We start from the raw sequence: 13,666 nt of genomic DNA, 5'->3' as shown, positions 1-13,666 counted from the left end.
GGTTCGGGCAGTGGTGGTTCGGGCAGGGGTGGCTTGGGCAGCGGTGGTTCCGGCAGTGGTGGTTCCGGCAGTGGTGGCTTGGGCAGCGGTGACATCGGCCTCGGCGCGGGCACCCCGGAGGAGATCCGCACCGTGCTCTCCCAGGTCATGACGGCCCAGCCCACCCCCGGTCTCGCCATCCCCAGCACCCTCCGCCGCCGCGCGCTGGACGCGCTGCGGCGCCCCGACGGCGGCGGCTCGGCGGCGCTGCGCGGACTGCTCGCCGCGCCCGGAGTCCCGGCCCTGCGGGAGGGCCTGCGGACCGTCGGCGCCGACGCCCTGGTGTACCTGGTGCCCGGCCAGACCAACGCCGACGGCGCGGCCGTCCTGGTGCCGCGTGGCGATGAGCCCTCCACGCTGGAGCTGCCAGGACTGGGCGCGCTGGGCCGGGAGCCGCTGGAGCGCTATCTGGACGCGGGCGCGCGGCGTTCGGCCGTGCCCGAGGGCGACGTGGACGCGTATGACGATGCCCATCGGCAGTGGGAAGCCGCGTTGGAGGCGTTGTGCGACTGGGCTGGTCCGGCCGTGGTCGGGCCGGTGCTGGGCGCGTTGGGGGTCCGTCCGGATGGTGCGCCTGTCCGGCTGGTGCTGGTGCCGTGCGGCAATCTCGGTGCGGTGCCCTGGCATGCCGCCCGGTTGCCGGCGACGGAGCCCGGGGGGCGGCGCCCGTACACGTACGTGTGCGAGGTGGCGGTGGTGTCGTACGCGGCGTCGGGTGGGGAGTTTCTGCGGGCTGCGCGGCGTGGGCGGATGGCGGTGGGGGAGCGGGTGGTGCTGGTGGCGGATCCGAGTGGTGACTTGCTGTGGGCGCGGGATGAGGTGGCGGCCTTGCGTGAGGCGTACTACCCCGGGGCGCGGGTCTACGGCTGGCATGAGGATGCGCCCGAAGGTGCTCTGGGCACCCCTGAGGATGTGCTGACGCACCTCCCTGATGGCCCGGCCGCGCCCGCCGCCTCGTTGCTGCACTTGGTGGTGCACGGTCTGGCGGGGCTGCGGCCCACCGACTCGGCGCTCCACCTCGCCGAAGGCGACGACGGGACTGGCCGGTTGACGGTCACGCGCATTCTCGACGTACCGGCCGGGCCGGTCGGGGAGGGGATCGCGGGGCCGTTGATCGTGCTCAGCGCCTGTGAGACGGACCTCAGCAGCCGGGACCACGACGAGGCGCTGACCCCGACGACGGCACTGCTGGCGCGCGGGGCCACGGATGTGGTCGGCTCGCGGTGGAAGGTGTCGGACAGCGCGTCCGCCGCGTTGATGGTGGTCTTCCACCACCACCTGACCGTGTCCGGGCTGGCCCCGCCGGACGCGTTGCGGGCCGCGCAGCTGTGGATGCTGGATCCCGGCCGGTGTTCCGTGCCGGGGCTGAGCGGTGATCTGCTGGCTGAGACCGAGGGCAATGTGGTCGGCCTGGCCCGTGTGGTGTCGTGGGCCGGATTCATCCACCAGGGCAACCCCGCGCCCTGCGGGTTCACGCTGAGGGAGGACAACGGGGAGATACGTGCCCGAGCAGAACGGGCAGCGGAGAGGGCCCTGCCCTGGATCCCACTGATCCGCTTGACCCCTCCGGGCGCCGACGCTTCCCGGCGGGACTCCACTCGCCCAGGTGCAGCGCGCGATCCGGTGATCGTCGACCGTGTGACGGCCGAACTCGACGCAGCCGAAGACGCCCTGGCCGGAAGCGCGCCGGACGCCGATCCGCTGCTCTGCACCGTACGGGCCAGGCTCGGCTGCCTCTACGCCTACCGCTACAAGCGGGACTCCACGGACAGTGATCGAGCCCGTGGGCTGGACTTGCTGCGCGCGGCCCGTGCCGTCGGGGGCCTCGACCCTCGGGACGAGTGGACCGCCACCGCCTACCACGCCGCGCTGCTTCAGATGCCCGCCATGGGGGAGTGGGACGGCACGCTGTCCCGCTTCGTGGAGGTCTTCGAATCGGGCAGCCGGATCTGGGCGAGCGACTCCGAGCTCGCTCCGGAGGTGACGGAGCTGTGCGAGCTGCTGACGGAGTGGGCGCCGACACTGCCCGCGAGGGTGGGCGAGCCCCTGCTGTGGACGGCCCGGACACTTCAGCGGCTTCCCGCGTTGCGATCCGGGGGTTGGGCGCAGATGACCGAGCTGGCGGCCCAGTTGGCGGAGCGGTCTCCTGACCCCAGGGCCGATCTGATGCTGGCCGTAACCGACACGATCGACGATTTCATCAGGTCTGCGGGCGGCGGTGAGGACGGTGAGGCCGGGTCGGCGACCGAGCCCACCGATGAAGTTGACGTCATGACGCCTGCGGACCTGGCCGTGCTGCTGGAGAACAAGTTCCCCGGGAGCATCCGTGTGGAGGACCTGGGCGCCCTGGTCGAAGCGGTGGGCCAGGGATCGGAAGGCGGAGCGGCGGAGACCGCGATGCGAGCCGCGCTGGCCCGCTTGGTGCACGGCATGCGCACCGGTGACCCGGACCTGCTGGCCGACGCGGCGGATTCGATGAGCGGGGCCGCGGCCGGCGCGGAGCGGGTGAACTGGCTGGCCGGGCTCCTCTCACCCGGGTTGCTGGGCCTGTCCTCCATCATGGGCGGCAATCTCACGGACCGCGACCAGGCGCTGGCCCACGTCGACGGGCTTTTCGACTCCGGTCCCACGACCTTCGACTCGGCCCACGCCATGGGGTACGGCGCGAGCTTCCGCATCTTGTACCAGTGCATGCGCGTCCTGTCGCGCATCACCGAGGCCGTGGACGAGCGGGACACCGAGAAGCTGGAGGACCTGCTCGACGAGCTGCTCGACCTGCTGGAGGAGACCGGCGATAGCGGCGAGTGGCAATACCTGGTCCTCATGCTGCTCAGCCAGGTCCATTTGGCGCTGGCCATGCTGGACGGCGGGGTCACCGCTCTGCGTACCGGCGTGGCCTATGTCGAGGAGGCGGCGGGGCATCCCAGCCTGCCCGACTCCATGCGGCCCTTTTTGGACTCGCTACGGGCAGCCGGGCTGGGTCTCTGCTCCTGGATCGAGCCGGATCCCGAACGTGTCCTGGAGGCCGTGGCACATGCCCGGCGGGCCTTGGACAGCCCTGTTGCGATGCCCCACCAGAAGGTGGTCGCACGGCAGGCCATAGCGCTCGCGCTGCGGGCCGTCCACGCGTCCACCGGTGACCGCTCCGTCCTGGAGGAGGCGGTCGGCGAGCTGGAGCAGGCCCGGCAGTGTCTCACCGAGCGCCCCAACCCGGACCTCACGCAGAAGGTGCTGTGGGAGCTGGCCGAGGCGTACCGGCTGCGCGACGACCGGGAGCACGACGACCGGGGCGCGGCGGTGGGCGCCGCGCGGGAGTCGCTGCGGGTGCTGGCCGAGGACGTGCTGTTGCAACTCGGCGCCGAGCACGGCCTCGAGGTGGCCAGGGCGGGGGCCAGCCGCGGGCTGTACGCCGCGCGCTGGGCCGCCGAACTCGGGTCGGTCGGCGAGGCGGTGGAGTCGCTGGAGGCGGGGCGGGGGCTGGTGCTGCGCGCGGCGGCCGCGGCCGCCGGGGTGCCCGAGCAGTTGGCCGCCCGGGGCGAGACGGAGTTGGCCGAGCAGTGGCGGACTGCCGTGGGAGGCCTCCCGCCGCACGCCGCCTCCGGCTTCACCATCCCCGGCTTCACCACGCCCAGCTTCACCACCCCCGGCTTCACCATCCCCAGCACGTTGCGCCGTCGCGCGCTGGACGTGCTGCGGCGGCCGGACGACGGCTCGGAGGGGTTGCGCGGGCTGCTCGACGCCCCCCGGCTCGCGGAGCTGCGGGAAGGACTGCGGGCCACTGGCACGGACGCGTTGGTGTACCTGCTGCCCGGCCAGGGTGTCGCCGGGGGAGCGGCCGTCCTGGTGCCGTGTACGGGCGAGCCGGCGGCGATGGGCGTGCCGGGGCTCGGCCCGCTGGGCCGGGAGCCGTTGGACAGCTACTTCGAGGCGGGCGCGCGGCGTTCGGCCGTGCCCGAGGGCGATGTGGACGCGTACGACGAGGCTCACCGGCAGTGGGAAGCCGCGCTGGAGGCGTTGTGCGACTGGGCGGGTCCGGCTGTGCTCGGGCCGGTGCTGAAGGGCCTGAGGTCGCGTGCCGCGGACTGGCCGGACGAACGGGACCGCCCTGCGCGGCTGGTCCTCGTGCCGTGCGGCAATCTCGGTGCGGTGCCCTGGCATGCCGCTCGACTGCCTGTGCCGCAGGCGGATGTGGGTCGGCCGTACACGTATGTGTGCGAGGTGGCGGTGGTGTCGTACGCGGCGTCGGGTGGGGAGTTTCTGCGGGCTGCGCGGCGTGGGCGGATGGCGGTGGGGGAGCGGGTGGTGCTGGTGGCGGATCCGAGTGGTGACTTGATGTGGGCGCGGGATGAGGTGGCGGCCTTGCGTGAGGCGTACTACCCGGGGGCGCGGGTTTACGGCTGGCATGAGGACGCGCCGGAAGGTGCTCTGGGCACGCCTGAGGATGTGCTGACCCACCTGCCGGACGGTCCTGTTGGGCCCGCGGCCTCGTTGCTGCACTTGGTGGTGCACGGCCTGGCGGGGCTGCGGCCCACTGACTCGGCGCTCCACCTCGCCGAAGGCGCCGACGGGACCGGCCGGTTGACCGTCACGCGCATTCTCGACGTACCGGCCGGGCCGGTCGGGGAGGGGATCGCGGGGCCGTTGATCGTGCTCAGCGCTTGTGAGACGGACCTCAGCAGTCGGGATCACGACGAGGCGCTGACGCCGACGACGGCGTTGCTGGCGCGCGGGGCCACGGATGTGGTGGGTTCGCGGTGGAAGGTGTCGGACAGTGCGTCCGCCGCGTTGATGGTGGTCTTCCACCACCATCTGACGGTGTCCGGGCTGGCCCCGCCGGACGCGCTGCGGGCCGCGCAGCTGTGGATGCTCGACCCGGAGCGCGAACCCGTGCCCGGGCTGACGGATGAGTTGCTGGCGGAGACCGAGGGCAATGTGCGGGGGTTGGCCCGGGTCGTGTCCTGGGGCGGATTCATCCACCAGGGCAACCCGGCTGCCCAGGCCACTGTGGCGGGAGGACGGCCATGACCACGAACGATCTGCTGGGACTGCTGCGCCGGCATCTGCCGGAGATCCGCGCGTCGCTCACCGCCGCGCAGTACGCCCGCTTCCAGGACAGCGTGCGACGGCTCGGGGAGGTGGGGGACGACACGAGGGCCGTACGCCTCGCGGTGCTCGAGGTGCGGCGGTGCCTGCTGGCCCTGCCGCGCGAGAACGAACTGCGCAGGCGGATGGACCAGTTCCGGTCCGGGGGCGCGGCGCCGTCGGCGGTCCTGCCGGACGCCGGGGAACTCGACGAAGTGATAAGGCTGCTGGAGTCGGTGGACTGGCCGGTGCTCGACCCGGCGAGCGCCGAGATCGCCCGGGGAGTCAGGCAGCGGCTGCTGACCGCGCCCGCGCGCGGCCCGGAGCGGCTGACGGGCGCCGCCGCGCAGGATCCGGACCGGGCCGGGCTCATCCGTCTGACGGATCCGGAACTGGGGGACCGCTACCCGGACTTCCAGTTCGATCCGGATACCGGGGAGCCACGTCCGGTGGTGCAGCGGATCAACAGACTGCTGCTGTCCGACCAGGACCCCTGGGGGGCGGCCGACTGGTGGCTCGCCGGCAACGCCTGGCTGCGCGACACACCCGCCGCCCTGGTCGGCCAGGTGCCGGACGCGCTGCTGACCGAGGCCGCCGCCGCGCTGATCGGAGACGGCGCATGGTAGAGCAGGCCCCGTGCGAGGACGCGCGCATGAGTCCGAACCTGTCGGTCCTGGACGCGGGCACCGAGCTGTGGCGGTGTCATGAGACGGCGTTCCCCTGCACCGCGTTCAACCCGGTCGCCGCGCACCCCCACTTCGGCGGCAGCCGCTTCGACGGCACGGCCGACGACCCGTATCCGTATCTGTACGCGGCCCTGGAGCCGACCACCGCGCTGGCCGAGGTGCTGCTGCGGGACATGGAGTTCACCTGGCCGGCCGGGACGCGTCAGGTGCCGTGGGCGAAGGCGGCGATCCGCTCGCTGTCCAAGCTGCGGCTCACCGAGGACCTGCTCCTCGTGGATCTGGTCACGGAGGAGGACCTGGCCGCGGTGTTCCAGGACGCGTGGCTGCTGGAGACCGACGGGCCGGGCTATGCGCAGACCCGCGCCTGGGCCCGGGAGATACGGCGGCAGGTGCCGCGCGCCCAAGGGCTGCGGTGGCAGTCGCGGCGCCACCGGCCGCACCACGCCGTGGTGCTGTTCGGCGACCGCTGCGGGGCGGAGCCGCTGAAGGCGGTGCCGGGGCAAGCGCACAACCTCGGCACGTTCGAGGGGGCGGGCGAGGCCAACCGGCTGTTGGTTCCGCTGCGGGCGGTCATCGTGCCGCCGGGCATGCGGATGTGAGGCGCGCGGGGCGGCACGGGGGTTGCCGCCCCGCGGCCCGGCCGGACCGGCCCAGGGTCCGGCCCCGGCTCGGCTTCGGCTCGGCTTCGACTCCGGCTTCGGCTCAGCCGATGCCAATGTCGGGGCTGGCGGCGGTGCCGGTCGCGGGGCCGGTGGCGGTGCCCGGCCCGTACAGCCGTACGGCGATGCTGACCCGCAGGCCGAGCCGGAGCTGGTCGCCGTCGCGCAACGGGGTGCGGATGCCGGGCGCGAGCCGGGCGTTGTTGAGGAACGTGCCGTTGTGGCTGCCCGCGGGGGGCTCCTCGACCCACGCGGTCCCGTCCGGCTCCACCGTGATCGAGGCGTGGCGCCGGGAGATCTTCGGCCGGTCGGCGAACAAGGCGGCGGTGCGCGGTGCCCAGTCCGGGTGGCGGCCCAGGGTGAGCGGCGGGCCGGGGCCGTGTCTCAGCTCCAGACAGGGATCGCCGCAGATCAGCAGCACATGGGTGCGCGTGCTGTCGCAGGACGGACAGCGGGCGTCGCGGGGAGTCATCGCCGCGCCGCAGCTCCAGCAGGGCTCGGACACCGAGGACCCGGCCCGGCCGGTCCCCGGCGGCGGCTCGGGGCCGGGCCGGACGGGTGGCTCAGGCCCTACCGTCGGCTCAGGGTCTACCGTCGGGCCAGGGTCTACCGTCGGCCCCGGCTCCTCGAGCGACTGCCACCGCGGCCCCGGCGGCGGCCCGGACTCCGGCTCGCGCCCGGGCTCCCGTTCCGCCGGTGCTTCCTCCGGAAGGGGTCCTTCCTCCGGCCCTTCCTCCTCGTCGTCGTCCTCGCGCCACCAGCCCGCCGGCGCGGCCCCGCCGCTCACCGTACGACCCGCAGGTCCAGGGCCACCGTCCCGTCCCCGGCCGGCCGTACGCCGGTGACGGTGACCGCCGTGCCCGCCAGCGCCTCCTGGTCGAACAGCGCCCGGGCCAGCGGGTTGATCAGATGCGTCTCCAGCAGCATGCCGATCCCCCGGCCGCCGTTGTGGACATCGGACGTGCAGTAGTCGGACAGCGCCCGGTGGGCCTCCTCGGAGAGCCGCAGGTGCACCCCCTGCTCCTCCCGCAGCACCCGCTGGATGTTGCCCACCTGGGAGTCGAAGATCTCGGCGGCCACCTTGGCGTCGATGTAGTCGAAGACCACCACGTTGCCGCCGAGCCGGTTCATCAGCTCCGGGCGGCCGATCTCCTCGACGAAGTGCTCCTTGACATTGCTCAGGATGATCTCTTCCAGCTCGTGGTACGGCATGCCGGGCTCGGCCACCCGCCCGGTGCGCCCGCCCTCGCCGGTGCGCTTCCTGACGCCGAGGTTGGAGGTGAAGATCAGCACGCACTCGCTGAAGTACGTGGTGACCCCCTGCCCGTCGGTGAGCCGGCCGTCCTCCAGCACCTGGAGGAACTTGTCCAGCACGCCCTTGTCCGCCTTGTCGATCTCGTCGAACAGCACCACCCGGAAGGGGTCGTTGCGCACCGCCGTCGTCAGCTCGCCCCCGGCCTCGTAGCCGACGTACCCCGGGGGCGCGCCGAGCAGCCGGTCCACCGAGTGCGGGGCGGAGAACTCGCTCATGTCGAAGCGCAGACAGGCGTCCTCGGTGCCGAACAGCACATGGGCCACCGACTTGGCCAGCTCGGTCTTGCCGGTGCCGGTCGGACCGGCGAAGAAGAGCACACCGCGCGGCCGGCTGCCGGGATGGGAGGCCTGGGCGCCGGACAGGCCGAGGGCCGCGCGCTTGAGGATGTCCAGCGTCTTGCCGACCGCCTTCTCCTGGCCCTTCACGCGGGAGCGGATGTACGCCTCGCCGTTCCTGATCTGCTTGCGGACGTAGTCCGCCTGCCAGGGGTTGTCCTTGACACCGAGCTGGTAGATCCGCACGGCGTCCCGCATCTCGGCGAACGACAGCCCGCGGTCGAGCGCCATGTGGGCGCTCTCCCGCATGGCGCGCAGGGTCAGCCCGGCGGTGGCCCTGGTGAAGGTGTCGATGTCGTGTTCGTCCGGCGTCCGCCCTTCACCGGGCCGGTCCTCGCCGAGCGGTCCTTCACCGGACAGGCCGTCACCGGGCAGGTCTTTGCCAAGCCGGTCTTTGCCGAGCCGGTCCTTGTCGAGCCGTACCCGCCCGCCCCCGCGCTCCTCCTTGGCGATGTGCTCCTTCGCGAGCAGCTGCGCCATGCGTCGCCTGCTGCCCAGGTCGGGCAGCGGGATGCCGATGGTGCGGACCCGCTCGCTGCCGGCCACCAGCCAGGTGGGCAGGTCGCGTTCGCCTTCGGCGAGCCAGATCACGGGGTTGAACAGCGCCCGCCCGGTCCGCCGGTACGGAATCGGCTTGGCGTCCTCGGCCAGCTTGAGGCAGTTGAGGAAGAAGTCCCGTTCCGGGTCGCTGAGCCGGGTGACATCGGTGGGGATCCGGGCGGCGTAGTCGATGAGGACGACCACGCGATACGGGTCCAGGCGCTGTGTCGTGCCGGGGCGCGGCCGGCCGTCGGGCGGGTTGGGCCGCCGCTGCCCGTGCTCCTTCCAGCCGGTGACGATCGAGCGCAGCGTCCGTTCCGCGTCGGCCAGTTGCACGGCGGTGTCGGCGCGCCGGGCGCGGTCCGGCGCGGGGGAGTGGCGGCCGTGCAGCAGCTCGCGCACCTGGTTCTCGGCGGGGCCGGTGACGACGGTGAAGCCGTCCGCGATGTCGAAGCGGATCAGGGCCTCGTAGCCCTCCTGCCAGAGGGCGTTCCACAGCACCTCGGTGAGGGTGTGGTGGGCGTCGTACTGCCGGTCCGGGCCGTCCTCGTCGGGGGCCCTGTCGTGGCGTACGAGGTGGAGGTCGCGGATGCTGCCGTGCAGCACGTACTGGGAGTGGACGCTGAGGGTGCCGACCAGTTCCTCGACGAAGGCCGGGAGCCTGCGGTCCCCGCGGCCCGCCGGGGGTACCGGCGTCGTTCCTGCCTCGGTCATCGATGCTGCTCCTGGTCGCGGTCGCGGTGGCGGGCCTTGCGCGCGGGGCGGTGGTCGTGGGCGGGCCGGGCCGCCGTGCGCGGGGCCGGGCGGGCGGGCGGCTCGTCGAAGGTGAACGGCAGGGCGAGGCCGGCCCGTTCGGCCAGCCGCCGCAGCTCCCGCAGGTGGTCGGGGGCCTCGACGCACCGCCGCCAGTCGAGTTCGCGGTCGGCGTCGGTCTCCTCGGCCGGGTCGCGGTCGCGGTGCATGGTGGCGACCCGGGCGGTGCCATGGGCGTCCACGGTGATGCGGAGCCAGTGGTCGTCGCCCCACCCCGGCGGGGTCCACTCGATCACCTGGTCCGTCGCGGAGGCGGAGGAGCGGGCCGCCCGGGTGGCCGTCCCGGGATCCGAGTGCCGGACGGCCGCGCGGATCACCTCCGCGGCGTAGGCCCGCTGGTAGGCGTCGACGCGCTCGCCGACCCGGGCCTCGACCCGGTCCCGCTCGGGGGCCTCCGGCGGCCGGCCGTCGTCCAGACAGCGCCGCAGGATCGCGATCTCCGCGGTGGCGTCGGGCAGCGGGACGGGGGCGCCGGGCGGGACGTCGCGGAGGAAGGCCAGCCGCTGGGCCGCCCACTCCTCGGTCTCCTGCCGCCGCTCGGCCTCGCGCGTCAGCCGCTCGGCGAAGCGGGCGGCCTCGCGCAGGTGCCGTTTGGCGGCGGCGGGCCGCCGGGTGGCGACCTCCGCGGCGACGGTGACCTTCTCCTCGACCAGCCGGTAGTCCGCCACCGACACGTTCCGCGGCAGCATGGCCAGCAGGTCGGCGCCCTGCCGCAGCACCTCGTCCTCGGTGGGCGCGGCCGCCCCCGCGGCCGAGGCGGCGGCCCGCGGCGGCGGGGATGCCGAGGCCCGCGCCTCGGCCTCGGTGGCGGCCGCCTCGTACTCCTCCAGCGCGCGGCGGCGCCGGGCGCGCAGCTTGATGTTCCAGACGGAGGCCTCCGGGTACGTCCCGGGCGCCGAGCTGCCGACCGCCGCCATCGTGGCCCGCGCGTACGCGGCCTCGGCGCCGCGCAGCCGGCGGTCGGTGTCGGCCAGCCGCCGCCACGCCTCCTCCAGGTCCAGGCCGACGAGGGTCAGCGGCGGCGGCAGGTCGGGCGGGTCCGGCGGCCCGTCGGGCCCGGCGGCCGCGGCCGCCCGCCGGATCCGCGCGCCCAGCGCCTCGATGCGGGCGTTGGCCCGGACGGCGGCGAAGGCCACGTCCCGCCAGCAGGCCGCCGCCTGGCTCGCCTCCAACTGCCGCTGCCGCAGCTCGGCCTGGGCCTCGGCGGCCCGGATGGCGGCGGCCGCGAGCACCTGCGCCCCGGCCATGGCGGCGCGGCCGACGAGCACGGCCCCGCTCAGCGAGCCGAGGCCGATCAGGGCGGGCACCACCATGTCGTGGAGCTGGTCCATGGCCGCGTCCAGCGCGTGGCCGGTGGCGTTGTGGACGGCCTCCCCGAGGTGCCGGCCGACGTTTCCGGGGATGTGCCCGGGGATGTGCCCGCCGATGTTGTCGCTGATGGTGTCGCGGGCGTGGTCCGAGACGCCGGTGCCCCGCACGCCGTCCTGAACGCCGCTGGGCACCGTGGTCTGGAAGGGGTCGGCGACGGCCGGGGGCTGCGGGAAGGACACGTCCGGCAGCACGGCGTCGAGGGTGAAGTCGGCCTGTCCTGAACTCATGTGGCGCTTCCTGATCGCGAAGGGGCGGCCACCGTCGTTGTCGGCGGTGTCGTCGTCGGCCGTGTTCTCGTGGTTCTCGGGTGGCGGTCGCGGCGCGCCTGGTCGTCCCGGGCGCGCAGCTCCGCCACATGGCGACGCCAGCCGCGCAGCCGGTGCCAGGTCCAGAAGGCGAGGGCGGCCACGGTGGCCATCGGCCACACCCAGGCGGCGTAGCGGAGGGTGAGCCACAGCAGGCCGATCGGCAGCAGGATGAGCAGGCCCCGGACGGGGAAACGCGCGCCGGGGCGCCGTATGAAGCGGGCGACGGGCAGCGTGCGGTCGGTCAGCAGCCCGGCGAGCGACCGGTCAGGGTGGTAGCCGGGGCTTCCGATGCGGTACGCCGTCCACAGCTCCATGGCCACGACCGCGGCGGCCCCCGGGACGGACAGCATCCAGGCCGTCAGCACTGTCTGCTGGGCCGGGCGCCCGCCGACGTCGCTCAGCCCGATGAGGAAGATCCACGGGAAGACGGCCGCGAACGCCCCGCCCAGGGCCCAGCCGAGCGTGGGCAGTCGGTCCTGTCTGCTCACCCACCGGGCGGCGACGTCCAGGTCGCGGGCCCGGCGCAGGAGCGCGCGCTCGCCGTCGAGCCGGCTTTGCGCCTGAGTGGCCTCCTCGTCGGCGAGCCCGGCCAGCCACACGGCCAGCTGCAGCCGGACCAGGTCGTCGGGGTCGCGCACCAGCCGCTCGTACCAGGCCACCGGCTGCGGCAGCCGGGCCAGGGCGGCGGTGGCGCGCTCCCCGAGCCGCTGCCGGTAGACCTCGGGGGCCGCGGCGAGCGACAGCAGGGCGGTGAGCCGGGAGCGGTCGAGCCGGGTGGCGGCGCGGACCTCGGCGCGCATGCCGCGCAGCCGGGGCGACTCCTGGATCACCTCGTCGACGAGGCCCCGCCAGCGGGAGCGGGCCGTCAGCCACCGCTGCTGCACCCCGGCCAGCCCCTCGCCGCCGGGCCGCGACTCCAGCAGCGGCAGGATCGCGTGGTCCCGCAGGTCCTCGACCACGGAGAGGGCCAACTCGTCGCCGTGCCCGGCCCCCTCCAGCAGTTCGCCCAGCCCCGCGCGGTCGAGCGGCACGCCGCGGTAGGAGGCGTCGAGGGTGGGGCCGAGCCAGGAGATCAGCCGCACCAGGGTGGTGGGCTCGGGTTCCCGGAGCGGGGTCGCGTACGCGTGCGACTCCAGCAGGTCGAGCAGCGCCGCCAGCTCGTCGGGGTCGCGGCCCGGCCGGCCCTCGAACTGGCGCAGCCAGCGGGTGAATTCGGTCCGGTCGCGGCGGCGGCCGAGGAGGCGCCGGGTCTGCCGCCAGTTCTCGCTGAAGGCCCTGGCCAGCTGTCTCGGCTTGGTGAACTCCTCGCCGAGGAAGGCGAACGGCTCGATGTCCGGGTCCTCGGCCGGGTCCGAGGCGCCGGGGGCGGCGCCCGCCTCCCACGGGGCGATCGGCGGCGAGCCGCCCACCAGCCACTGCGCCACCTCGTCGGTGCCCCAGCGGCGTTCGGGGTCCCGGGTGAGCAGCCCCATGCAGAGCAGCCGCAGCCGGTGGTCGGTGACCAGCGACAGGTCCGGGGCGCGGGAGCTGATCTCCTCCCGGACGAAGTCGTTGTCGGTGAACGGGACGGGGTGCCGGCCGCCGGCCATCTCGGCGACGATCATCCCGAGCGACCACCAGTCGGCGGGCGGGTGGATGAGCTGGTTGCGCAGCGAGGCCTGCGGGGACATGTAGAGGGCGGTGCCGACCCAGCGCTCGTCGCGGGTGTAGCGCTCGTCGGGCTCGTAGGCGGAGACGGCGAAGTCGACGAGCACGAGGTCCGGGGCGGCCGGGTCCAGGCTGCCGAGCACGATGTTGGCCGGGCTGAGGTCCCGGTGCACGATGCTCAGCTCGTGCAGGGTGGTGAGGGCCTCGTGGAGCTGCCGTACGACGTGGAGGATGAACGCGGGGTCGACGGGGCCGGGATTGTCCTTCAGGTAGCGCGCGAGGTCGGTCTCGCCGTAGGACGGGGCCAGGTCGTACGGGTGGCCGTCCGCCCCGGTGTCGTCGGCCTCGGTGAGGTGGGTGAGGTGGCGGCGCGGCCGCTCGCCCAGCAGCTCCCACACCCGGGGGTCGGGGGCGTGGCCGCGGTGGTACCACTTGATGATGTGGGTGCCGTGGTCGTCCTCGACGCGGTAGACCGCCGCCTGGTACGGGCGCTCGGGGCGGCGCAGCACGGCCCGCAGCCGGAACCGGTCGCGCAGCGAGAGCGGCAGCAGCGAGGTGTCCCCGCGCAGGTCGCGTCCCCCGTGCGCGACCTGCGCGGGCGTTTCCGCGACCCCTGTGGGGAACTCGGCCTCGGTGGGCGCCGCGGCGGTGGCCGCCGCGGCGGCGGGTGGCGGGGGCGGTGGGGGTGGCTCCTCGTGTTCGGTGGGCGGCGGTCCGGCGGCGTACGCCTGGTTCTCCTCGGGCCTGCCGTGCTCTGCGCCGGGCCCGTGTGGTGCGTCGGGCTCGTATTCCTCGTATTCCGTGGCGGGCGGTTCTTGCGGCTGGGTCACATCAGTCACCTCGTGCGTCATGGCGGGAGTCGCGGAGATCG

General features: G+C 74.2%; 6 protein-coding genes and 1 pseudogene. 3 read left to right on the top strand and 4 right to left on the bottom strand.

Going from position 1 to position 13,666, the window contains the following annotated elements; genetic code table 11:
• Positions 1–78 precede the first annotated feature (78 nt).
• From BBH68_RS12405 to BBH68_RS12395, 3 genes and pseudogenes are all read left to right on the top strand, one after another.
• Positions 79–5,064: pseudogene (locus BBH68_RS12405) on the top strand (CHAT domain-containing protein); the annotation flags it as partial.
• A complete protein-coding gene (locus BBH68_RS12400) occupies positions 5,061–5,747 on the top strand; it encodes a hypothetical protein (RefSeq protein WP_065961689.1) in 687 nt (228 codons plus the stop codon). The pseudogene BBH68_RS12405 and the gene BBH68_RS12400, both read left to right, overlap by 4 nt.
• A gap of 26 nt (positions 5,748–5,773) precedes the next feature.
• Positions 5,774–6,406: an RES family NAD+ phosphorylase gene (locus BBH68_RS12395; protein ID WP_076970936.1), complete on the top strand. Its 633-nt coding sequence runs from the start codon at positions 5,774–5,776 to the stop codon at positions 6,404–6,406.
• A 103-nt stretch (positions 6,407–6,509) separates the two neighbouring features.
• Here the strand turns inward: BBH68_RS12395 and BBH68_RS12390 are convergent, their stop codons facing one another.
• The 4 genes from BBH68_RS12390 to BBH68_RS12375 form a co-directional block, all read right to left on the bottom strand.
• On the bottom strand, positions 6,510–6,938 hold the full coding sequence (locus tag BBH68_RS12390) for an FHA domain-containing protein (RefSeq protein WP_065961686.1): 429 nt from the start codon (positions 6,936–6,938) through the stop codon (positions 6,510–6,512).
• Positions 6,939–7,249: 311 nt separating this feature from the next.
• Entirely contained in the window at positions 7,250–9,370 is a 2,121-nt protein-coding gene (locus BBH68_RS12385; RefSeq protein ID WP_065961684.1) for an AAA family ATPase, read from the bottom strand.
• A complete protein-coding gene (locus BBH68_RS12380) occupies positions 9,367–11,067 on the bottom strand; it encodes a hypothetical protein (RefSeq protein WP_065961681.1) in 1,701 nt (566 codons plus the stop codon). Before BBH68_RS12380 ends, BBH68_RS12385 begins: the two co-directional genes overlap by 4 nt.
• Positions 11,064–13,625: a serine/threonine-protein kinase gene (locus BBH68_RS12375; RefSeq protein ID WP_245738028.1), complete on the bottom strand. Its 2,562-nt coding sequence runs from the start codon at positions 13,623–13,625 to the stop codon at positions 11,064–11,066. Before BBH68_RS12375 ends, BBH68_RS12380 begins: the two co-directional genes overlap by 4 nt.
• Positions 13,626–13,666 lie beyond the last annotated feature (41 nt).

The organism is Streptomyces sparsogenes, assembly GCF_001704635.1.
Taxonomy (GTDB): domain Bacteria; phylum Actinomycetota; class Actinomycetes; order Streptomycetales; family Streptomycetaceae; genus Streptomyces; species Streptomyces sparsogenes.
Note: the sequence above shows the minus strand (reverse complement) of the source record. Positions and strands in the feature narration are given on the sequence as shown.

Bases quoted from the DNA above. Each gene is read 5' to 3' on its own strand.
- BBH68_RS12400 (WP_065961689.1), top strand. From the start codon at position 5,061: ATGACCACGAACGATCTGCTGGGACTGCTGCGCCGGCATCTGCCGGAG.
- BBH68_RS12395 (WP_076970936.1), top strand. From the start codon at position 5,774: ATGAGTCCGAACCTGTCGGTCCTGGACGCGGGCACCGAGCTGTGGCGG.
- BBH68_RS12390 (WP_065961686.1), bottom strand. From the start codon at position 6,938: ATGACTCCCCGCGACGCCCGCTGTCCGTCCTGCGACAGCACGCGCACC.
- BBH68_RS12385 (WP_065961684.1), bottom strand. From the start codon at position 9,370: ATGACCGAGGCAGGAACGACGCCGGTACCCCCGGCGGGCCGCGGGGAC.
- BBH68_RS12380 (WP_065961681.1), bottom strand. From the start codon at position 11,067: ATGAGTTCAGGACAGGCCGACTTCACCCTCGACGCCGTGCTGCCGGAC.